This is a genomic window from Aquabacterium sp. A7-Y (assembly GCF_026153205.1).
In the GTDB taxonomy this organism is placed as follows: Bacteria; Pseudomonadota; Gammaproteobacteria; order Burkholderiales; family Burkholderiaceae_C; genus Caldimonas.
Window position 1 is genome coordinate 1 of sequence record NZ_JAPFBW010000053.1, and the last position, 22,164, is coordinate 22,164.

Annotated in this window: 16 protein-coding genes; 9 read left to right on the top strand and 7 right to left on the bottom strand. The window is 69.3% G+C overall.

Annotated features, from left to right (window positions below; all coding sequences use genetic code 11):
* From OOT46_RS29205 to dusA, 9 genes are all read left to right on the top strand, one after another.
* Positions 1-1,809 (top strand): Ig-like domain-containing protein (locus tag OOT46_RS29205; RefSeq protein ID WP_265407144.1); only part of this gene is annotated, 1,809 nt, incomplete at its 5' end.
* 1 nt (position 1,810) lies between these two features.
* A complete protein-coding gene (locus OOT46_RS29210; protein WP_265407145.1) occupies positions 1,811-4,483 on the top strand; it encodes a tetratricopeptide repeat-containing sulfotransferase family protein in 2,673 nt (890 codons plus the stop codon).
* Positions 4,484-4,778: 295 nt separating this feature from the next.
* On the top strand, positions 4,779-6,017 hold the full coding sequence (locus OOT46_RS29215; protein WP_265407146.1) for a TolC family protein: 1,239 nt from the start codon (positions 4,779-4,781) through the stop codon (positions 6,015-6,017).
* Between the two features lie 10 nt (positions 6,018-6,027).
* Positions 6,028-8,295 (top strand): ATP-binding cassette domain-containing protein, encoded by a 2,268-nt coding sequence (locus OOT46_RS29220; RefSeq protein ID WP_265407147.1) that lies wholly within the window; start codon positions 6,028-6,030, stop codon positions 8,293-8,295.
* A complete protein-coding gene (locus OOT46_RS29225; protein ID WP_265407148.1) occupies positions 8,285-9,505 on the top strand; it encodes an HlyD family efflux transporter periplasmic adaptor subunit in 1,221 nt (406 codons plus the stop codon). Before OOT46_RS29220 ends, OOT46_RS29225 begins: the two co-directional genes overlap by 11 nt.
* Complete coding sequence (cysC, locus tag OOT46_RS29230; protein ID WP_265407149.1) at positions 9,502-10,140, top strand: adenylyl-sulfate kinase; 639 nt, start codon at positions 9,502-9,504, stop codon at positions 10,138-10,140. The genes OOT46_RS29225 and cysC overlap by 4 nt, the downstream gene beginning before the upstream one ends.
* A 183-nt stretch (positions 10,141-10,323) precedes the next feature.
* Positions 10,324-11,427: a J domain-containing protein gene (locus OOT46_RS29235; RefSeq protein ID WP_265407150.1), complete on the top strand. Its 1,104-nt coding sequence runs from the start codon at positions 10,324-10,326 to the stop codon at positions 11,425-11,427.
* Between the two features lie 110 nt (positions 11,428-11,537).
* A complete protein-coding gene (locus OOT46_RS29240) occupies positions 11,538-11,828 on the top strand; it encodes a hypothetical protein (RefSeq protein ID WP_265407151.1) in 291 nt (96 codons plus the stop codon).
* 785 nt (positions 11,829-12,613) lie between these two features.
* Positions 12,614-13,621 carry a tRNA dihydrouridine(20/20a) synthase DusA gene (dusA, locus tag OOT46_RS29245; RefSeq protein ID WP_265407152.1) on the top strand — a complete coding sequence of 336 codons (1,008 nt, stop codon included), beginning with the start codon at positions 12,614-12,616 and terminating at the stop codon, positions 13,619-13,621.
* Positions 13,622-13,654: 33 nt separating this feature from the next.
* Here dusA and OOT46_RS29250 read toward each other — a convergent pair whose 3' ends face one another.
* The 7 genes from OOT46_RS29250 to OOT46_RS29280 all read right to left on the bottom strand — a co-directional run bounded on the left by OOT46_RS29250 (position 13,655) and on the right by OOT46_RS29280 (position 22,073).
* On the bottom strand, positions 13,655-14,917 hold the full coding sequence (locus OOT46_RS29250; RefSeq protein WP_265407153.1) for a TIGR02270 family protein: 1,263 nt from the start codon (positions 14,915-14,917) through the stop codon (positions 13,655-13,657).
* Between the two features lie 21 nt (positions 14,918-14,938).
* A complete protein-coding gene (locus tag OOT46_RS29255; RefSeq protein ID WP_265407154.1) occupies positions 14,939-15,775 on the bottom strand; it encodes a hypothetical protein in 837 nt (278 codons plus the stop codon).
* A gap of 67 nt (positions 15,776-15,842) precedes the next feature.
* Positions 15,843-17,120, bottom strand: a complete 1,278-nt coding sequence (locus OOT46_RS29260; RefSeq protein ID WP_322114308.1) for a PAAR-like domain-containing protein — start codon at positions 17,118-17,120, stop codon at positions 15,843-15,845.
* A complete protein-coding gene (locus tag OOT46_RS29265; RefSeq protein WP_265407155.1) occupies positions 17,117-18,133 on the bottom strand; it encodes a hypothetical protein in 1,017 nt (338 codons plus the stop codon). The genes OOT46_RS29260 and OOT46_RS29265 overlap by 4 nt, the downstream gene beginning before the upstream one ends.
* Positions 18,133-19,239: a DUF2169 family type VI secretion system accessory protein gene (locus tag OOT46_RS29270; protein ID WP_265407156.1), complete on the bottom strand. Its 1,107-nt coding sequence runs from the start codon at positions 19,237-19,239 to the stop codon at positions 18,133-18,135. The genes OOT46_RS29265 and OOT46_RS29270 overlap by 1 nt, the downstream gene beginning before the upstream one ends.
* Before the next feature lie 20 nt (positions 19,240-19,259).
* Positions 19,260-19,799 (bottom strand): DUF6484 domain-containing protein, encoded by a 540-nt coding sequence (locus OOT46_RS29275; protein ID WP_265407157.1) that lies wholly within the window; start codon positions 19,797-19,799, stop codon positions 19,260-19,262.
* An 18-nt stretch (positions 19,800-19,817) separates the two neighbouring features.
* A complete protein-coding gene (locus tag OOT46_RS29280; RefSeq protein ID WP_265407158.1) occupies positions 19,818-22,073 on the bottom strand; it encodes a type VI secretion system Vgr family protein in 2,256 nt (751 codons plus the stop codon).
* Between the last annotated feature and the right edge of the window lie 91 nt (positions 22,074-22,164).

The following is a 22,164-nucleotide window of genomic DNA, read 5'->3' on the forward strand; positions in this document are numbered from 1 at the left end:
GTGGGCGACACCACTGCCCCCGCCGTGACCCTGGACGCCGCGACCGACGACGCCGGCACGGTCACCGGCCCGCTGTCCAGCGGCCAGGCGAGCGACGACAGCACGCTGCTGCTGAGCGGCAGCTGCGAGGCCGGCGCGACGGTGCTGGTCTACGACGGCAGCATGCTGCTGGGCACGGCCACCGTGAACGGCACCAGCTGGAGCTACAGCGCGACCGTGACGGATGCGACGCAGCACCAGTTCCACGTCACGGCGACCGATGCCGCGGGCAACACCAGCGCGCCGACCGCCGACATCGTGGTGGTGGGCGACATGACGGCGCCCACCGCGCCGGCCCAGCTGTCCCTGACGCCGACCGGCGGCACCGTGGTGGCCGACACGCTGAACGCGAGCAACACCCACCTCCAGGCCCAGGCGCAGATCGTCGCCGGCGAGGCCACCGGGGGCCGCGCGGAGCTGTACATCGGCAGCACGCTGGTGGCCACCGACGCCTTCATCGGCGCGGGCGACACCTCGGTGAACTTCAGCACCAGCGACGGCACCCCGACCAGCGGCGAGCTGCAGGCAGCCATCACGGCCGGCGGCGTGGCCAGCGTCCGCCTCTACGATGCCGCGGGCAACAGCGTCGGCAGCAGTGTCGGCAACCCGACCCTCGCGACCGACTACGTCGCCCCCTCCGCCACCTTCGGCGGCGCCACCGACAACGTCGGCAGTGTGACCGGCTCCCTGTCGAGCGGTGCCCGCACCAACGACACCAGCCTGGCCTTGTCGGGCAGCTGCGAGGCCGGGGCCACCGTGCACGTCTACGACGGGCAGAGCTTGTTGGGCACTGCCAGCGTGAGCGGGACGACCTGGACCTACACCGCGACGGTCGCGAACGGCACGACCCACCACTTCAAGGTCACCGCCACCGATGCGGCCGGCAACACCAGTGCGCCGACCAGCGACTTCGTCATCACCGGCGACACCGCCGCGCCGGGTGCCACCCTGGCGGCCGCGAACATCGACAACACGGGCAACGCCACGGTGCAGAGCACCGAGACCGGCACCGTGTACCTGGTGGACAGCAGCATCACGGTCAACAGCGTGGCCGACATCACCGGCGCAGCCGACGACAAGTGGAACTCGGTGACCATCGGCACCGCGAACCAGGCCACCAGCCTGGCCGCGACGGGCCTCGCCGACGGGACCTACAAGGCCTATGCGGTGGACGCGGCGGGCAACCTGAGCGCGGCCTCGGCCGACACCCTGAGCGTCGCTGCAGCGTCGATGGACACCGCGACCGTCGTCTTCGACCTGGTGAACGGCGTCTCGTCGAGCCACTCTGGTCGCACCTTCAGCAGCAACGTCAGCTACACCATCTACGTGATGGTCGATTCAGGGGCTGGGACTCTGAATACGAGCCCTATGAACGAGGGCGCTGCCGCCGGGGCCAACTGGGGCGAATGGCTGGGAGGCAACAACCTGAGCGCGGACGACAGGGTGGTTCTCGTCGGGACGAGCGGGCCGATGATCGGCTCAGCGGGCATGACAGTCCAGGGCGGTGACGCTCTTCCGAACTGCTTCTTCTGGATGTCGGGCTCGGGCTGGGCAGCGCGCATCGACAACTCGGGCCACCTCTGGCGCTCGAGCTACGCGGCAGCGGATGCGCGCAACCTGTGGCAGGGAACGGGCACCGGGAACATGTTCGCCGGGCGCGACTTCTCGACGGTGTACGTGCAGAACCGGATGACCTCGGTGCTGCAAACCCAGGGCCTGTTCGCCGACATGGGCGGCGGCATCCCGGGTGGCGGCATCCCGGGCGGCTGACATGTCCTGTCTGCCCTTCCTCAGGACGCTGGCCGAGCACCAGCAGTACGCCGAGTTGAAGGCCGCCGCGCAGAGCCACGCTGAGGACAGCGGCGACCCTGCCGTGCAGCCGCTGCTGTTGCTGGCGATGGCCGCCCTCGGCGAGCAGGCGGCGGCGCTGGCGCTGCTGTCGCAGCTCGAGTCCCGGCTCAACAGCTTGCCGGTCGATGCACGCGTCGACCTGGCAGCCGGCTGTCTGCTGCTGCAGCGGGGCGACCAGGCCCGCGAGCTGCTGGAGCAGGCCCTGGCCGAGGCGCCGGACCACGCGCTCGCCTTGGCCCGCCTGGCGGGGTGCCGCCGCCAGCAGGGCGACCTGGCCGAGGCGCGCCGGCTCTACGAGCGGTCGGCCGAGCTGGCGCCGGGGCGCATCGCGGTCCACGCGGCGCTGGCTCACATCTACCTCGCACAAGGCGACGAGCTCAGCGCGCAGGGAGCCATCGACCTCGGGATCCGCCGCCTCGAGGGCGTCCACGCGGGGCTTTCCGAGAACGTGGTGCGCGGCTTCACGGCACAGCTGCGGGTTCTGCAACTCGAGACCTGGCTCGCCGGTGGACACGAGGCACAGGCCGAGGCCTGGCTCGAGCGCCGCCGGGCCGATCTGGGCGAGGACGAGTGGGTGGGCCTGCTGCTCGCCCACGCCTCGATGCTGGCCGGGCGCGCCCGGCACGCACAGGCGGAAGAGGGGCTGCGTGCCGCCTTGGCGCATGTCCCCGACAACGTCGCGCTGTACGGACAACTGGCCGAGCTGGCGCAGGCGCAGGGACGCCTCGCCCAGGCGGCCGGCCTGCTGCGCCATGCGATCCGCCTGCAGTCGGCGCGTGGCGCGGACTGCACCGGGTGGTGGATCCAGCTGTCCAGCGCGTGCCTGCACCTGTCTCCGGACCGCGCCCGCCACGCGGCCGAGCAGGCGGTGGCCGCGGCCGACGCGCTGCCTGACAGCGGAGAAGCGACGCCGGCCACGGTGTCCGCGCTGCGCGCCGAGGCCCGTTGCGTGCTCGCGGCGGTGGAGAGCCAGACGGACCACTTCGACCGCGCCGAGGCGTTGTTCCAGGAGGTGCTCGACCGCGACCCCGATTGCCTGTCGGCCTTGCAAGGGCTGGGTCAGCAGCAGATGCAGCGCGGCCGCATCGACGAGGCGGTCGCCCTGTTCGAGCGCGTCAAGGCCATCCACCCGACACGGGGCCATGTCGCGCTGATCAACGCCCGCAAATTTCCCGACGACGAGGCCACCCTGCATCGCATCGAGGCGCTGGCCCGGCTGCCCGGGCCGGAGGGCCCGGTGCGCGGCAGCCTCCTGTTCCAGCTGGCCGCCGCCTGGGAGAAGCGCAAGGACTACGACCGAGCCTTTGCGCTGGCCGCCGAGGCCAATGCGGCCAACAAGCGCTTGCTCGCCTACGACGCCCGCGCGCACCGCCAGCACTGCGCGCGCATCCGGCACGCCTACACCCGCTCGCTGTACGAGCACCGCAAGGACTGCGGGCTCGACACCACCGTGCCGGTCTACGTGGTGGGCATGCCGCGCTCCGGCACGACGCTGGTGGAGCAGATCCTCGCCGGGCACAGCGAGGTGTTCGGCGCCGGCGAGCTGGGCCTTATCCCGCAGGTGATCGAGGGGCTGGAGCGCTGGGAACGGCAGACCGGCTCGGGGCGGCACTACCCGGACTGCGTGGACGATCTCGATCCCGAGGTGACCGCAGGCATCGCGGGGCAGGTGCTGCGCCAGCTGCAGGAGCTCGGCCCCGGTGCCCGTTTCGTGGTGGACAAGCTGCCGCACAACTTCGAGAACATCGGGCTCATCAAGTTCCTGTTCCCGAAGGCGAAGATCATCTCGGTGCGGCGCGATCCGCGCGACATCGCGATCTCCAACTTCTTCACCGACTTCCAGGCCAAGCACGGCGGCATGGGCTTCGCGTACGACCTCACCGACATCGGCGAGCAGCTGGCGGACCACCACCTGCTGATGGATCACTGGCACCGGCTGTTCCCGGGCGAGATCCTGGAAGTCGCCTACGAAGACGTCGTGGCCGACACCGAGGGCATGGCCCGCAGGATGCTCGACCACCTCGGCGCCGCCTGGGAACCCGGGGTCCTCGACTTCGACACGCTGGACCGCACGGTCAAGACCGCCAGCGTCTGGCAGGTCCGCCAGCCGATCTACACCTCGTCGCGGAACAAGTGGGCGCGCTACCGCGAACACCTGGCGCCGCTGATCCGCGGCACGAACGCGAAGATCGAGTGGGCGCCGATCACCGACATGGTGGCCCTTCCGGAGCCGGGCCTGCTGAACCAGGGCGTGGCGCACTACCACGCAGGCCAGCTGGACCAGGCCGAGCACTGCTTCAAGCGGCTGCTGCACCACCTGCCCGAGCACGCCGCGGCGAATTTCATGGTCGGCCTGGTCTATGTGCGCAAGGGCCATCTGCGGCCGGGGATCGAGCTGATGGAAAAGGCTCTGACGCTGTGCCCCTGGAACCGCAACTGGCGCCATGACCTCGCGCAGGCGTGCCGGATGATCGGCGAGCCGGAGCGGGCCGAGGCCCTGGAGCGGCAGGGCGAGCGGGGGCAGGGCAGGGCCGTCGCAGCGCCTGGCGGCTCGGAGGCCTGGGCCGACGGTGAGCTCGACCTGAGCCACTGACCTCCGCAGGGCGGCGTTGCCGGCTGCGTGCACCGGCGTCCGCGACGCCGGATCAGGCCGTCTTTCCCGCCGCATATCGGGCGATCCCCGGCGGGCGCGGCCCGCAACAATCCCTGTCTGCCGTCCCGTCCCCGCTTCGCCCGGGGACGCCCGGGACGAGTTCGCGGCCCGCGCGGGTCTGCCTTCGCGCGCCTCGTCCTTGCGCTTTCGTCTGGACCGACATGTCACCCCTGCCTTCCTTCGTTGGCCTGCTCCACGCGGGTTCCCGGTCGCTGCCCGCAACAGGTGCCGCGCGATGATGTGCGGGTGTCTGCGCTGGCTGCTGTGGGCCGTCCTGGGGCTCGGCGGCCCCGTACTGGCACAGGGCGCGGCAGGCCTGGAGGCCGCGCTGCGCGCGACGCTGAGCCAGCACCCCGCGGTGGCCGGCAAGACGGCGGAAGTCGACGCCAAGGCCGCGCTCGGCGACGTCGCGCAGGCCCAGCGCTATCCCACGCTGAGCGGCCAGCTGGCCGCCCAGGACCGGCACACCACCCCCTCCACCTTGCGCGCCCGCCAGCCGGTGTGGGCCTTCGGCCGCATCGACAGCCAGCTGGCCCACGCGCAGGCCGACGTCGGCGTGGAGCAGGCCGACCTGTTGCGGGTGAGAAGGCAATTGATCGAGCAGACCGCGGTGGCCTATGCGCGGGTCCAAGGCATCTACCAGCGCCAGCAGGTGGCGCTGGACAACATCGCCCGGCACGAAGAGCTGCATGGCCAGATCCAGCGGCGCGAACGCGGCGAGCTCGCTTCGCGGGCCGACGTGCGCCTGGCCGCCTCGCGGCTCATCCAGGCGCGTGCCCAGAAGGAACGTCTGGACGGCGAGCTGGCAGTCGCCCTCAACGAGCTGCAGGCCCTCACCCAGGTCGTGGTCGATACCTCGCCGCCCGTGGCGCCGCAGCACCTCGCGCTCGCCCCCGAGCCGACGCTCGAGACGCTCGCGCTCGACCGCAGCGCCGACCTCGCGCTGCGGGCCCGGCAGGTCGACTTGGCCCGGGCCGATGCCGAGCGCGAGAGAAGCTCCTCGATGCCGACCGTCTACCTGCAGTACGAGCGCAGCGCGGGCCAGCCTGGCGTGCGCAGCGATGCACGCGTCGGCCTGGTGGTCGAGGGCAGCCTGGACGGCATGGGGTTCGCGGCCCGGGGCCGCTCGCGGGCCGCCGGCGCGCGGCTGCAGGCCGCTCTCGAAGGCCAGAACGCGGTGCGCACGGAAGTGCAGCGCAACGTCCGCAGCCTGATCAGCAACCGGCGCATGCAGGCCGGCCTGAAGCAGGTGGAGCAGCAATCGGTCCAGGAGCTCGAGGAGATCCTCGCGTCCTACCGGCGGCAGTACGAGGCCGGCCGCAAAGCCTGGCTGGACGTGCTGAACGTCCAGCGCGAAGTGACGGAGCAGCGGCTGTTGCAGGTGCAGGCCGACAACGAGTGGCTGGTGTACTCGCTGCGCTTGACGGCGCTCACCGGCGGCCTCGATGCGCCTGCCGCCCCCATCCAAGAGTGAATCGATGCAGATGAACGAGTTCAGGCCGGCGGCCCCGGCCGCCGGCCCAGAGGGACAGGACAGCGCCGGCAACGCGGACGTCGAGGGCGGCGTGACGCAGGATCACGGCGACCCGTCCGGTCCTGCGCGACCCGGCCGTGTCGACCCGGCGGTGCTGGCGCGCCTGTTGGCGAAGCTGAAGGTCACGGTGCAGGCCGATGAGCTGGCCCGGGCGGACGCTCGGAGCGCGGCGGTACTGCCGCCGCCGGGCCCGGCGGAGCAAGTGCGCCATCTGCTGGCACAGGTCTCGTTGCGCCACGTGCAGGCGGTGCAGCTGTTGTGGCGCCGCCTCGACCTGCGCCGGCTGCCGGCGCTGGTGTGGCACGACGGCCGCTGGTGGATGGCGGAGCGCGCGTCCACCGGGGCGGTCGCCTTGACCGACGGCGAGGGGCAGAGCCGCGAGGCCGAGCCGGAGTCGCTGCAGGACGCCCTGGTGGTCTGGCTGCGCACGCGGCCTGCGCAGGGCGCGCCCGTGCCGCTGCTCGGCAACCGCGCCGCCCGCCTGGTGTGGCAGGAGCTGTTCCGCGAGCCCGGCTGGCTCGGCAAGGTGATGGTCGCGACGCTGCTCGTCAACGTGCTCGCGCTGTCGTCGTCCTTGTTCGGCATGCAGGTGTACGACCGGGTGGTGCCGACCCTGGCTTATGCAACCCTGACCACCCTGGTCGCCGGCATGGCGCTGGTGATGGCGCTCGACTGGGTGTTGAAGACCGTGCGGGCGCGCATCCTCGACAGCGTCGCCTGTCAGGTCGACAAGCGGGTCTCGCAGCGCGTCTTCGAGCACCTGCTGCACCTGCAGCTCGACCGCCAGCCGCGCAGCCTCGGCAGCCTGGCCGCGCAGGTCAGCGGTCTCGACGCGGTGCGCCAGTTCCTGTCGTCCAGCATCGTCTTTGGCCTGATCGACATGCCGTTCGCGCTGCTGTTCGTCGGCATGATGTGGGTGCTGGCCGCGCCGGTCGCATGGGTCTACCTGGCGGTGATGCCGGTGGCGCTGGCGCTCGGGCTGTTCGTCCAGGGGCGGCTGCGCCGCCTGCTGAGGCAGCAGCTCTCGCGCGGCACCGAACGGCAAGGCCTCCTGGTGGATGCGATCCGCGGCGCCGAGTCGATCCGCGCCAGCAACGCCGGCTGGCGGTTCGCCGGCGAGTGGCAGGCCATCACCGCGTCCATCGACGCCGCCAACATCCAGCAGAAGGCCGTCAGCCACTTCGCCACGGTGACCACGCAGCTGTTGTCGTCGGTGGCCTACGTCGCAGGCATCGTCGTCGGCGTGTGGCAGATCGAGGCGGGCCAGCTCAGCATGGGGGGCTTGATCGCCTGCGGCATGCTGGGCGGACGGGTCATCGCGCCGCTGGCGCAGTGCGTGCAGTACCTGATCCAGTGGCAGCACGTGACGCAGGCGCTGCAGATGGTCGACCCGCTGCTGGGTCTGGAGCTGGAGCGGCGCCCCGGCCAGGGTCTGCTGCTGCCGGAGGAGGCGCCCCGCAGCGCCGAGGTGGAGCGCGTGCGTTTCGCCTATCCGGAGTCGCCGATGCGGCAGCTCGATGTCGAGTCGCTGACATTCACCGCGGGCGAGCGGGTGCTGCTGGTGGGGCCGGTGGGATGCGGCAAGTCCACCTTGCTCAAGGTGCTCGCCGGCCTCTACCGCCCCTCCGAGGGCCGGGTGCGCCTGGGCGACGCCGACCTGTGGGAGATCGATCCCCAGGTGGTGGCCGGCCACGTCGGCTACCTGCCGCAGGCGGTGCACCTGTTCAAGGGCAGCTTGCGCAGCAATCTGGCGCTGGCAGCCGCCGGCGGCGATTCGCGTCTGTCGCAGATCGCTCGCGAGCTCGGGGTCGATGCCATCGCCGCCGGCAATCCGCTCGGCATGGACCTGCCGATTGCCGAAGGCGGGGAAGGCCTGTCGGGCGGGCAGCGGCAGCTGGTGGCGCTGGCGCGGGTGGCGATCTCGCAGCCGCGCCTCTGGCTGCTCGACGAGCCGACCGCGTCGCTCGACGCGGAGAGCGAGGCCCGCGTCTGGCAGGCGCTGGCGGCCCACGTGCGCCCCGACGACATCCTGATCGTCGCCACCCACCGGCCGATGCCGGCGCTGAAGCTGGCCACGCGGGTCGTGTTGATGCGCGAGGGCAAGGTGGTCAAGGACGGCAGCCCCGACGCGGTGCTGCCGCAGATGCTGGCGCGTCCCGCCGCGGCCCGTGCGGGCGCGCCGGCGATGCAGGCAGGGAGGACACTCAATGTGGTTTGACGGGCAAGCGGCGGACGCCGACGGCGGCGCCGAGCAGGCGCGCGTGGCGCACCTGGAGAGCTTTCATGCGCGGCGGCACGGGCCCTGGCTGCTGGGCGGGCTGCTCGCGCTGGTGCTGTTCGTCGGCTGGACGGCGTACTTCCGGGTGGACGAAGTCACGAAGGCCGGCGGCGAGGTGATCGCCTCCAGCCGGGTGCAGGTCATCCAGGCGGTGGACGGGGGTGTGCTGGCCCGCTTGAACGTGCGCGAGGGCGACACGGTGCAGGCCGGGCAGCCGCTGGCCCAGCTCGACCAGACGCGGGTGGGCGCCTCCGTCGGCGAGATCGAGGCCCGCCTGTACGCCTTGCAGGTCCGGGCCATGCGTCTGCGGGCCGAGGTGACCGGACGTGACGTGCCGGCGTTTCCCCCGGCGAGCCGGGCCGAGTTCAAGGAGATGGCCGAGGTCGAGCGGGCCTTGTTCCTGCAGCGGCGCATCGGCCTGCAGGAGGACCTCAGGACCCTGGGCGTGGCGGTGGACCTGTCGAAGCGGGAGGTGCAGCTGACGGAGCAGCTCCATCGCGACGGCGACGCCAGCAAGTCGGAGATCCTGCGCGCGCAACGGGCGCTCAACGAAGCCGAGTCGCGCCTCGTCGGTCGCCGCAACAAGTTCCTGGAGGATGCGCGCCTGGACCTGGCCAAGGCCGAGGACGAGATGGCGCAGAACGAGCAGGTGCTGGCTCGCAAGCGCCAGGAGCAGGCCGACAGCGTCTTCATCGCACAGACCCCTGGCATCGTGAAGAACATCCGGGTCACGACCGTGGGCGGCGTGCTGCGCCCCGGCGAGGAGATCATGCAGATCGTGCCGGCGGGGGACGAGCTGGTCGTCGAGGCCAAGGTCAGCCCGGCCTCGATCGCCAAGGTGCGCCCCGGCCTGGCCGCGACGATCCGCTTCGATCCCTACGACTACACGCTCTACGGCGCGGTGCAGGGCCGGGTCACCCACGTGAGTGCCGACACGCTGAAGGAAGAGTCGGGCCGCGGCAAGGAAATCTACTACCGGGTGCACGTGGCCACCGGCGCCACGCCGGTGACGACCACCACGGGCAGGCGACTGGAGATCAAGCCGGGCATGACCGCGCAGGTGGACATCCGCACCGGCGACCGCAGCGTGCTGGACTACCTGCTCAAGCCCGTGCGCCGCACGGTCAGCGAATCCTTCGGCGAACGATGAGACGCGACGACATCGTCTGGCAGACGCCAGCCATCGGGCAGCACGACCGCGAGCGGCAGGCCGGCCATCGCGCGGCGGTGGTCTGGCTCACGGGACTGTCGGGGGCCGGCAAGTCCACGCTGGCGCACGCGCTGGAAGCCGAGCTGCACCGCCAAGGCCGCCGCACCTACGTGCTCGACGGCGACAACCTGCGCCACGGCCTGTGCGCTGACCTGGGTTTCACGCCCGCCGAACGGCGCGAGAACCTGCGCCGGGCCGCGGAGGTCGCGCGGCTGATGCTGGACGCCGGCGTGATCACGGTGGCCGCCTTCATTTCGCCTTCGCGGGAGGACCGCGCCATGGTCCGCGGCATCGTGGGGCCGCAGCACTTCGTCGAAGTGTTCGTCGAGTGCCCCCTGGATGTTTGCGAGCGACGCGACGTGAAGGGCCTCTACCGCCGTGCCAGGCAAGGCGCGCTCGCGCAATTCACCGGCATTTCCGCCCCCTATGAAAAACCGCTGGCCCCGGACTGTGTGGTGAAGACCCACGAGAGCACGCTCGAGGAGGGGGTGCGTGAGGTGCTGGAGCGGCTGCAGGGCCGTCTCGAGCTGGACCGGTCGGGAAGCGCTACTTCATGGAGGCGCAACACGCCCTGAAGCACCGGCGTCCGGCGCCTTGAGGGGCAGGCCGGCCGGGCGCAGGGTGGGGCGCCCGGGCGATCCTCCAACGAGGGGCCCCGCGCGGAGCGAGCGCGAAATTCTCTAGGGTGATGACCTGGACATCGGCCGGGGCATGGGCCCACATTGCACAATGCGCGGCCAGCCTTCGGACCACGAGCCATGCCCGCCATCCAAGCCATCCGCATCGCTGTAGACGGCAGCGACCGCGTCTTGACCCGAGACCAGAAACGATTCAACACGCTGAGCCGGCAGATAGAGCAAGCGCGCTCCACCTTGGAAGCGTGGCAGGACAAGGTCGCGCCCTACGGCGAGGCGCATGTGCAGGTGCTGCTGCCCTTGCAGGCTCAATGGCGGGCCCTGCGACGGCAATGGGTCTTCAAGCTCGACCTTGCGAGCCAGCGGTTCAAGTGGACACGCACCGAACGTGAGACCTTGCAAGCGGTGCTGTGCGAGGCGGCGGCCGAGTTGTTGGGCGCAGACGATGACGATGTGGAGCTCAAGGCCTTGTTCGCCAGGCACGCGCAGGTGGAGTTCGACACCGAGCGGCAGGAAGCGCTGCAGGCGCTGAAGGAACTGACGGAGGCGATGACCGGACTCGACCTCGGTGATGATCAAGGCCTTACCAGCGAAGAAGATCTTTTGCGGCGGGTACACGAAGGTGTGCAGGAGCAGGCCGCGGCGGCCGATGCCATGCGCGAGGCGAAGGCGTCGAAGCGCCGCAAGACCGCCGCGCAGCAGCGCCGCGAGGACGAGGCGAGGCAGGCGACGCAATCGGTGCGGGAGGTGTTTCGCAAGCTGGCGAGCGCCCTGCATCCCGACCGGGAGACCGACCTGAGGCAGCGCGAGGCCAAGACGGCACTGATGCAGGAGGTCAACCAGGCGTATGCAAAAAACGATCTGCTGGCCCTGCTGGAACTGCAGTTGCGCATCGAGCAGATCGACGCGGGTCACCTCGCGGCGGCCGATCCCCAACGAGTGAGGCACTACAACAAGGTGCTGGCGGAGCAGCTCGACGAGATCAGGACGGAGATCGCCCACGCCGAGATGCGTTTCTGCATGGATTTCGGTGTCGAACCCGGCAGGTCCTTGAACCCGCTGAAGCTGGGCGAACTGCTGGAGCGCGAAGCCCGCCACTGGCGGGCCGCCCTGGTGCTGGCGACACAGGATCTGGACCTGCTCGACGACCCGGCGGCGTCCAAGCGCTGGCTCAAGGCCATACGCCGCGACTTTCGCGAGCGCGACAGGGATCTGGACTTCTTTTGAAGCGGCCTGACATCAGAGCAGCGGCGGAGGTGGTTCTGCTGCTGCCTTCACCGTGGCCGCATGTCGCAGGCTGGCGTCTGGCACAGCGGCCTCCTGGCACGTGAGGTTCAATGCGCAAGATGGTCTTGATCGCGAAGCTCCTGGCCCATCTGCTCAGTCTGCTGGGCTTGCTGCTGCTATTTGTGCTGCCTGTCAACGAATACGAGTGGGCGGAAGATATTATTGCCGATCCACCGGTCGGCGCTGATTCAGATACCGGACCGGGTGCTTTCCTCATCGTATTGGCGATTTCCGTGGTTCAGTTGGTGATCGCCAAGAAAACGACGAGCCGCCTCGAAAAAGGGGCGGCTCTTGTGATCGTTCTGGCCGCTGTCGGCATGGGCATCAAGTTCTGGCGGTAGGAGAAGCAACGCTAAGGGGACAAGGTCGAACGCGAGCATCTGTAGCGTGGCCCTCCAGTGAGTGTTGACGCTCGATACAACCGAGGCATTGGCCTTCCGCTGGAGAAAATTAAACAAAACACTAAATATGGCAATATTATCGTCAATATGTGGCTGAAATTGACGGCGCTTTTAAAATGATGCGCAAGATTGTTTTGCTCTCGAAGCTTCTGGCTCATCTGCTTACTCTGTTCGGCTTTTTGCTAATTTGTCGACTGCCTGTCAACAAGTACGAGTGGATGTTGGAGATGAATCCTTCCATGACCCAGTTGCCGGAAGATCTAAGTCAGAATAACAGACCGTTCGTTTTTTCCGTCGCTTTAGTGATACTTGTGATCCAATCGTTGATCGCAATTAAGACGAAGAGTCGCTTCGAAAAAGGTTGGGCTCTAGTGATCGCTCTTGCCTCCCTCGGTGTGGCCATATTGAGGTTCGGGTTCGCTCGACTGTAGCCTGTGCGTCATTCAGAGGAACCATGAGGACGCTTCCTCGTCAATACGAGCGCTTTTCGATTCCTTCAACTTACATCGAAGTCGCTGCAGACTGGGATCAGTCCACCTTCTAATCAGAGACAGTCGTCGCAGTGAGCAGCACCGAGCCCGCGGGCGCCGTTCTTCATCATTCATACAATAACGGGTGGCGGCAACCACGCAACGCGGGGCTCGCCCCGCGGCACTCGAGTCGACGAAGTCACGTCACTCCTGCTGCAAACTCATGATGTTTGCCTGCATACCAAAGTAGTTCCCATGCTCCATCCGAAGGAAACCAGCCCCTGGCGGCTCAGCGTCGCACCCATGATGGACTGGACCGACCGTCACTGCCGCTACTTCCACCGGCTGCTGACGAAGCACACGCGCCTGTACACCGAGATGGTGACGACCGGCGCGCTGTTGCACGGCGACGTGCCGCGCCACCTCGACTTCCACCCGGAAGAGCACCCGGTCGCGCTGCAGCTGGGCGGCAGTGAGCCGGCCGACCTGGCCGCCTGCGCGAAGCTGGCGCAGCAGTGGGGCTACGACGAGGTCAACCTCAACTGCGGCTGCCCCAGCGAGCGGGTGCAGCGGGGCGCTTTCGGTGCCTGCCTGATGGCCGAGCCGCAACTGGTGGCCGACTGCGTGAAGGCGATGCGCGATGCGGTCGATATCCCGGTCACGGTCAAGCACCGCATCGGCATCGACAAGGTCGAGAGCTACGAGTTCGTGCGTGACTTCGTCGGCACCGTTGCCGAAGCGGGCTGCGAGGTGTTCGTCGTGCATGCGCGCAATGCCTGGCTCAAAGGCCTGAGCCCGAAGGAAAACCGCGAAATCCCGCCGCTGCGCTACGAGCTCGTGCACCGGCTCAAGCGCGAGTTCCCGGCGCTCACCATCGCGATCAACGGCGGGCTGGTCACGACGGCGGAAGTGGTCGAACAGCTGCAGGTGCTGGACGGCGTGATGGTGGGCCGCGAGGCCTACCACAACCCCTACGTGATGGCCGCGTGGGACCGCGAGGTCTACGCGGACGACGCGGCAGTGCCCGAGCGCGAAACGGTGGAGGCGGAGATGGTGCGCTACTGCGAACGCCAGGCGGCTGCGGGCGTGCCCTGGGCCCACGTGATGCGGCATGTGCTCGGGCTCTACAACGGGCTGCCGGGGGCACGCCGCTGGCGCCAGGTGTGGTCGGACCATCGGCTCAAGGGCTTGCCGCCGGCCGAGGTGAGCCGGTTGGCGCAGGCGGCGCGCGGCGCGTCAATGATGGACCGAGCCCCGGCCTGACATCTCACCGGACCGACCGGGTGCCGGCCGCTGCTATCGGCTGGCCGCAGCGCCGTTGCGCTCACGCAGCCGTTCCAGCTGGCGCCGTGCCGGCGCAGTGCAATCGAACAACCCGGAACCAGGTTGCATCAGGGCCAGGTGCAGGGCGGCGCTGTGCCGCTGAAGCTGGCAGCCGCGTGCCAGTGCCGACAGGCAGGCCTCGGGCGACACCGGGGCGCCGAGGAGCAGCCGCTCAGTCCGGCCGAACTCGGTCTGCCGGGCCGCATACCAGGTTGCGACGGCCTCGCGGTTCGGCCATGGGAGGTCGATATCGATGTCGCTGTCGTCACCCTCTGTGTCGTCTGCCGCGGGCCCTCCAGTCAGCGGCCCGCCCTCCAGATCCAGTTCGGCCAGGTCGGCGCCGGTGATCGCGCTGAAGGCGGCTCCGGCAAGGCGGGCAAAGGCGGCATCCCCCATCAGCTCGATCAGCCAAGGCAGGTGGCGCGCTTTTCCGCTCCAGCCGATCGCTTCCACCAGCAGGCGGCGCCCGTCCGGTGCGGCGGACAGGCTCTGCAGGAGACCGGCCGCCTCGGGGCCGCCCGCTTGCACCACCCACTGCGCAGCACGCCGATCGAGCCGGCTGCCCGCCGCTTCGCGCAGGCAGGCCAGTGCGTCGCCACGGTGTCCCAGCAGCACCGCGGCGGCAGCTGCCTCCAGGCGGCAGGCGTCGTCGGCATCCTGGAGGGCGGCACGGCACATGGGGAGCAGGTCCACCCGGCCCAATTCACCGGCGCTGCGCAGCGCTTCGCGTCTCAAGCCTGCGTCCGGCAAGCGCAAGGCCTCGGGGAGCGTGTCTCCCGGGTCGACCCCGTGGGCGCTGCAGGCCCCCAGGGCGAGACCGAGGAGGAAGGGGTCGCGCGAGTGCAGCCAGCCGGCGACGATGCCTTCAAGCCGGCCCGGCCGCACCCAGCGAAGCGCGCCCTGCACGCCTTCGAGGGCGGCGGGTTCGCTGCGCGCCAGGGCCCACATGGCGGCGAGCTCCCGGTCCTGTCCCCGGCGCAGGGCCAGCACCGCGCATACAAAGGCCTCTGAGGCTCCCAGCGAGGCCAGCCGTGCCCGGGCGGCTTGCCAGCCGGGCTCGCCCGCGACGAGCAGGCCGTCGAGATGGGCGGCCAGGCGGTCGTCGAAGCGTTGCAGGTGTTCGAGCGTCACATGGGGCGCACTGGCGAGCGCGGTCCGGGTCGAGTGCAGCACGACCGCGTCTTCGGCGTGCTGCTCGATCACCACGCTGACCGGGCGTCGGACCGGCAAGTTCATCTCGGGACTCCTCGGGCGGCCTCAGGCGATGCGAACCATACGATCGGGCAGCAGCAACAGCACGTCGTGCGCCCCCGTCGTCAGCAGGATGTCTTTGCGGGCGGACAGCGACTGGAAGCTGTCCGGGTCCTCGGGCAGGCCGACGGTACAGAGTTCGTCGTCCTCGAGCACCATCAATTGCCGGCTGGTACACGCGTGCAGCGTGCCGTCGAACCAGAGCGCCGCCCACAGGTTGTCCTCGGTGGTCGGTGGCAGGACCTGCCACAGTCCGGGCCGGCCCTTCACCAGCGTGCCGGCCTGGCCCACCAGGTAGATGGTGCCGTCGGGAGCGAGGGCGGCAGCGCTGAGGATCAGGTTGGTGGGCGAGCTCTCGCGCGTCCAGCGGGCGTCGCGCAGCAGCCAGATCTCGCCGTCCCACCCGGCGCAGAGGAGGCTGCCGTCCGGCATGGCGAGCGCCGTCTCGAAGACCGGCAAGTCGGTCACGTTGCTGCCTGCGCCGCCGGCCGGGCTGCGGTCGAGTGCCCGCGAAGGGTGCTGCCACTCGACCACGATCCCGGGGCCGCCGACCAGCCAGAGCGAATCCCCGGCGACCGAGGCGCTGCGGATCTTGCCGGGCCGCAGCTCGGGGAGCAAAGTCCGCAGCGAGGTCTCGCGCGTTGCGCCTGCCGGATCCACCAGCAGCAGCTCGCCGTTCTCGCCGATCACGGCGAAATCGACACCCGGCCACGCCGGTGCCACCAGCGCGCAGGCGTTCCAGTTGACCGCGATCGAGCGGCCGAAGCGGCCCTGGTCCCAGGGCAGCAACAGCGTGTGCGCGACCTTGTCGCGGACCAGCTGCCGATCAGAGAGGGCGAGCATCAGGCGACCTTCTGGGCCGAGACAGCCCAGGAAAAAGTCACCGCGCGTGTTGAACTCGGAAGTCATGTCAGTGCCACCGGAAAACGCCGAGCCCGTCCAGCATGTCGTCCAGGGCCCGGGCGTAGTTGTCTAGCATGCGGTCCTGCCCCTCGCGGACGATGTCGTCGAGATGGGACTGGGCCTGGCTGACCGCCTCGGGAGACGTCTGTCCCTCGACGACGGCCTTGATCTTGGTCGTGTCCTGCACGCCGCATTGGTTGTGGTAGTTGTCGAGCTGCTTCTCGATGCAGTCGGGGCTGCAGAACGAGAGCGGAAAGACCTTGCGCATCGCCTTGAAGGCATTCTCCTTGGCCTGCTTGTAGGTCTGCGCCGGCTGTTTCGGCAGCTTCTTGCCGGTCGACAGGGTCAGCGCTTCCTCGGGCATTTTCATCGCCTCCAGGCTCTGGAAGGTGTGCATCCAGCCGTGGCTGCCCGTATTCTGGTTGATCCCTTCGGCACAGACGCAAGGAGCGGCGTCCTCGTCGTATTTGCCCGGAGTGATGCCCTGCAAGGGCGTGCTGTCCGCGCCCCCCCGGCCGGTGTCGAAGAGCGATGATGCCTCGATCAGGTGGTGCCCCGTCTGCGGAGAGCAGCAGCCCTGGATGCCCCCCTTGGGCTTGTAGGGCTGCAGGAAGCAGCGCCGCGCATTCATGCAGTCCTTGGCAGCGGTATGCCGCGCCAGCTTTTCGGCATCGCCGCTGTCCATCGAGCCGCTGGGTTTGCCCGATTTGGCGTAGCGCGGCTTGACCTTGTACGGCAGTGGCTTGAGCGACTCGCACATGTCCTCGCTGCCATGGGGCGCGAACTCGGAACAGGCCGACTTTTCCTTCTCCGCGTCGTCGTGGCAAGCGCCTCCCGGCGACACCGCCGCGGTGTCGAGGTAGGGCCAGGGGCCGGTGTTGGAAGGGAAGGACCCGTGGTTGTGGGTCGTGAGATCGAGGTTGCGGACCACGTTCTCGCCTTCGACCTTGACGTCCATGGACCAGGCGTTGAAGTAGACCTTGCCGGTGTTCCGGCTCGTCACGATGCCTTTCTTGGGCGCACATCCCGCTTCGTCGCCGGTGCTCTTCTTGAAGTACGACTTGTTCTTGAGCATCACCTCCTTGCCCGAGATCTTGACCGAGCGCGAACCGTTGCTGGTGTCGCTGGCCATGCCGGTGTTGGGGTAGGGCACCGGCACGCCGGGCGGCGTCGCGGGTGTCTGGGGAGGTGTGAAGCAGACGTCGGGAAAGGCGCAGATGGCCTTGCCCGCGGCGGCCTTGCAGGCGACCTCCATGTTGTTCGCGTAGACCTTGTTTGCCATCATGCCCCCCGCAGCACGGCTGCGGCTCTTTGTCCCGTATCGTTGGCCCAGTGCAGCAGCAGGTCCCTGCCGGGCGCATAGCCGCCGCGATGAGCCGCCAGGGCGACTGCGAGCGGCACGAGGCCGGAGGCAGCCCCGGCTTCACCGATGGCTTCGGCCGGATGCCAAAGGTCGAAGGTCGCGACGCGCTGCCGCAGGAGCCGAGTCAGCGCCAAGGCGGCTTCCTTGAAGTAGTACTGCTCGCCGGACAGGTCGGCGATGCGGTAGCCGAGCTGGTCCAGCTCGCAGCCCGCCTCGCCGAGCGCCTGCCGCACCGCGGCGACCAGGCCATCGGCCCGCAGCGGCCGGTCCGACTCCAGGTGGGCCTCTTCCATCGCGAAACCCAGACCGGTACAGGCGAGGCTGTCCGGCCCGCCGCGCGGCCCGACCAGGACGGCGGCGGCGCCTTCCCCGGGCATGAAGCCATTCGGGTTGTGCTCGCTCAGCAAGCGCCGGCGTTCGTCGTGGTGGCGCAGTGCGGGCCATTCCAGCAGGCTGTCCGTCGCGGCGATCAGCACGCCGGGTACCGCCTGTTCCTGCAGCAGCCGGCGCGCCAGCGACAAGGCCACCGCGGCGCCCGCGCGCCCATGCGGCAGCAGCGTCGCCCCGGCCTGGAAGCGCAAGCCGAGCTGGGTTTCGATGGCCTGCACCAGGCGCTCGTCCAGCCCGTCGAGACGACCGGGCCGCTGCTTCTCCGCGACGCACAGCAGCAGCGGCATGCGTTCGTGCGCGCCGGGCGGGACGACAGACAGGCACTCGTCAATCGCCAGTGCCGCCATGCGCGCCAGCTTGTCGAGCCCGCGCCAGGGCTGCTCGAGCGCGACCTCGTGCGCCATGATGGGCTGGCCCTGGGCGTCGATGAAGCAGGTCTCGGTGGGGTTGGTCAGCTTGGCGCGGATGGCGGCGCAGGCGGACGGGGCCGTCTGTCCGACCGACGTGACCATGCCGGAGGCGAGCAGGAAAACGGGGCGCGCCATCAGCTGTCCTTGCCCGGTGTGGCGCGGCGGACCGGCACCATGACGACCGGCACGGGGAACACCACCCGCTCGCGTTGCTGCCACCATTCGCGTCCCTTGCGTCCGACCAGCACCTGGCTCAGTTCGTGCAAGCTGCGCCGCAGCGGGCGGCAGACGCGCCAGGTCATCGAGAACCGGTCGTGGTCCGGCTCGAAGACGATGGTGTCCAGCGTGGCCGTGAGGTCCTCGCGCCCGCCGTCGCGCGGGAACACGTGCACGGGCGCCTCGAAGTGCGGCAAGACGAAGTCACGCCTGCCATCGCTCGTGAGGTTGACCAGGCTCACCGGAATCTCGCCGCTGGGCAGGGGCATCTGCTGGTCGACCGGGGCGGCCTGGTAGTAGCGCTCGTCGAAGTCGGGCGGCAGGAAGGGGAAATGCTCTTCACGCCAGCGATCGTCGTAGGTGCCGGCGTACTGCAAGCGCGCCGGCCAGCCTCGCCCGAGCGGGCCGAAGGCCATCGGTGTGTATTGCCCGTCGGGCAGGCTCACGGGCTGGCCGAGCGCCTCGGTGTGGGGCAGCGGCCGCCCGTCCACCCACTCGGCGCGCAGGTGCAGCCGGAACCCGCGGCCGACCGGGTTGGGGGCGTAGGCACCATGCTCAGTCGGGTCCTCGTGCTCCTGGTCGACGCCGCCGAAGGCGAGGTCATAGGAGATGGCTTGCCTCACGAAACGAGCCGGCGGTGTGTGGCGGATGCCGGCCAGGCCCATGTCCCACTGGCGCAGGCCGAGCACCGCGAAGCGCTTGCTCATCCGGCCGACGCGCAGCCCCACCTCCACGGCGGTCGTCGCCTCGCCGTGGGGCGCGTGCGCGCTGCCGTGCAGCAGCACGTCGCAGAAGGGCTTGCGAGGGGCGAAGTCGACCTCGCCGTAAGGCGCGGAGAAGCCCGGTGCCCCGGTGAAGGTGTCGGCCAGGTTCAGGGGCAGCTGCGTGTCGGCCAGCTCGACCGCCTCGCCGGGTCGCGGCAGCCGGAAGCTTCCTTTCACGACCACGACCAGCTGTTCGCGGCCGCTGGGATCGATGCCGATGGAGTAGCCGGCCTCCATGCGGGTCGAATTGATGAACTCCATCGACGGTCCTGGGCCTGCCGTTAGTTGAGTTGCACCGAGCCGCCCTTGAGCCGGTTGACACCGGTCGACCGGCTGGAGACATAGCTGCCCTGGATCAGCACTTTGCCCGAGGCGGTGAGGGTGATGCTCGCCTTGCCGCAGCGCAACACCAGTTCCCGCTTGGCGCTGACGGCGAGGCGCTCGCCGTCAGCGTCCACCTCGACCTGCCCGGGCGGCTCCGACAGGGGCCAGCCGTCCGACTCGCGCATCACCCCCGTGACGATGGGCCGCGACGGGTCTCCGGCTTCGAACACCAGCAGCACCTGCTTGCCGACATGAGCGCCATGCAGGTCCACCACGGTGCGCGCGCGCAAGGCCGCCGCCCCGGGCTGGCCCGGGTAGACAACCAGCGGGTAGCGGCCCGACTCGGCGAGCGCGAGCAGTTCGCCAACCACTGGTGCATGCAAGGTGGGCGCGCGTGCGGCGACCGGCGCGTCCATCAAGGGCCGCAGCAAGGCTTGCGCGTCGCATTCGGCAGCCAGGGCGGCCGACTTGTTCTCGATGTCTTCGGGCTTACCCATGTCGCTTCTTTCCGTCGTTCAGTTGTTCAGCACCTTGCTGCCCTTGATGACCACGTCCTTCGAGGCCTTCGCATTGATCTTGCCGGAGCCGTCGAGCGTGATGTCGGCGCCCTTGATCGTGATCGTGCCGTCCTTTTTCATCGTCAGGCTCGCCTTGCCGGTGCGCAGCGTGATCGAGTCACCGGCCTCGATCACGAGCTTCTTCCCGACCGAAAGGCCGTCGTCCTCGGCCACCGAGGTGGCGCGGGTGCCGCCCACGCTGCGGGTTTCGTCCGATCCGACCTCGGTGGAGAGCTTGGCGCCCACCGACACCGACTGGTTCGTGCCGACCGAGACGGACTGGCTTGCGCCGACGGTGATGTCCTGCAGCGCGCCGATGGTGGTGGTCTGCGCGGCGCCGATGGCGACCACCTGCGCCGCGCCGATTGCGATCTCCTGCGCCAGCCCGACGGCGAGCGCGTCGTTGAGGGCCACGGCCGTGGTTCGGGAGGCGCCGACGGTGCCGGTCTGGTTCGCGGCAATGCCGTAGGTCTGGTTGGCGCCCACCGTGAGGCTGTCGTTCATCCCCACCTGCTTGGTACGGTTGGCGCCGATGCTCACAGTCTCGTTGGCGCCCACCTTCTCGGTGCGATCGACGCCGATGGTGATGGTCTCGTTGTTGTCCACCGTCTCGGTGCGGTCGTGCTTCACGTGCACGGTCTCGTCGTGATCGATGGTTTTCGTCCGGTCGTGGCCGACCCAGTGGGTTTCGTCGTTCTCGACCTCGATGTCCTGGTTTTTCTCGGCGTGCAGATAAACCTGCTCGCTGCCCTTCTTGTCCTCGAAACGCAGCTCGTTGGCGTTGGCGCCGCTGCCGCCCTTGCTGGAGCGGGTCAGGATGCCGGTCTGGGTCGCGTTGGCCGGCAGCGCCCAGGGCGGCATCTGCTCGGCGTTGTAGACGCGGCCGGTGATGATGGGGCGGTTGGGGTCGCCTTCGAGAAAGTCGACGATCACCTCCTGGCCGATGCGCGGGATGGCCATGAAGCCGAAGTTCTTGCCGGCCCAGGGCTGCGACACGCGCACCCAGCAGGAGCTGTTGGCGTCGCGCTTGCCGTAGCGGTCCCAGTGGAACTGCACCTTCACGCGGCCGTACTTGTCGGTGTAGATCTCGTCGCCCGCCGGGCCCACCACGATGGCAGTCTGCGGCCCCTGCACCACCGAGCGGGGCGTGCTGCGCACGGGGCGGAAGGGCTCGCTGGACGGGATCGCGTCGAAACTGCAGTGGAAGCTGCTGCCGTCGGACAGCGGGCTTTCGGGGTGTTCCTGCAGCAGCTCGATGCGGGTGCCGGTGATCAGGTAGCCGGTGTTCTGGTCCTGTCGGTCGAATCCCGTCAGGTCGAAGATCGCGCCGCAACTGACGCCGCGCGCATCGGTGGTCGCCTGGGCCACCTGGTAGCGGCACTGCAGCTCCTCCAGCCGGGTGCGCACGAACTGCTCGCCGCGGTCGGCCTGGGTGTACTCGCCCGGGTAGTCGTAGACCTCATGGTCGGCCTGCGGGTGGCTGCGCGGCGCGGCGCGTTGCTGCAGCAGCGAAACGCTGGGGCGCTCGAAGTCGAAGTCGCTGACCGCGGTCTTGCCCGGCAGCATCTCCTCGACGACCCGCCAGGTGCGCACCGCCTCGCGGTCGGTGCGCTCGGTGCCCTCGGTCTCCTTGTAGGCGACCTGCTCGTAGCCGGGCGTCTTCTCGTGCGCCGAGGGGCCGTCGGCCAGCACCAGGGTGTGCTGGCCCTGGCGGTGCTCGAAGAAATAGTAGATGCCCTCATGCTCCAGCAGACGGCTGACGAACTGCAGGTCGCTCTCGCGGTACTGCACGCAGTAGTCCCAGCTCTCGTAGCTGCCGGTGGTGCGGTCCTCGACCACCGAGACGGAGTGGTCGGCGAAGACCTCCTTGACGATCTCCAGCGTGTTTTTCTCCTGGAAGATGCGGCAATCGTGGGTGCGCGACAGCACCCACAGCCAGGGCCGCACCCGGGCCTCGTAGCGGAAATAGTGGCTGTGCCGGCCCACCAGCTGGAAGCGCGTCACCAGCCCGTGGAAATAGCGCTTGCGCCCGTGCATGTGCAGCGTCACGCCCAAGGGCTGGCCGATCAGGTCCTTGAAGGCCACGTCAGGTGTCTCCGCCAGCAGTTCGAGGGTGTAGTCGAAGGGCTGGGACACCACCTCGACCGCCTGCATGCGGTAGAAGAACAGCGCCCCGTCGCCCAGCGGGGTGGTGAGTTCGGCGAGCACGTCCACGGTGTTTGGCTTCCTTTTCTGCGGTGGGCGCGTTGCGCGTACAGGAAGGGCGGGGGCCAAACCCCGGCGGCCTGTGCGCCACGCGTGCGGG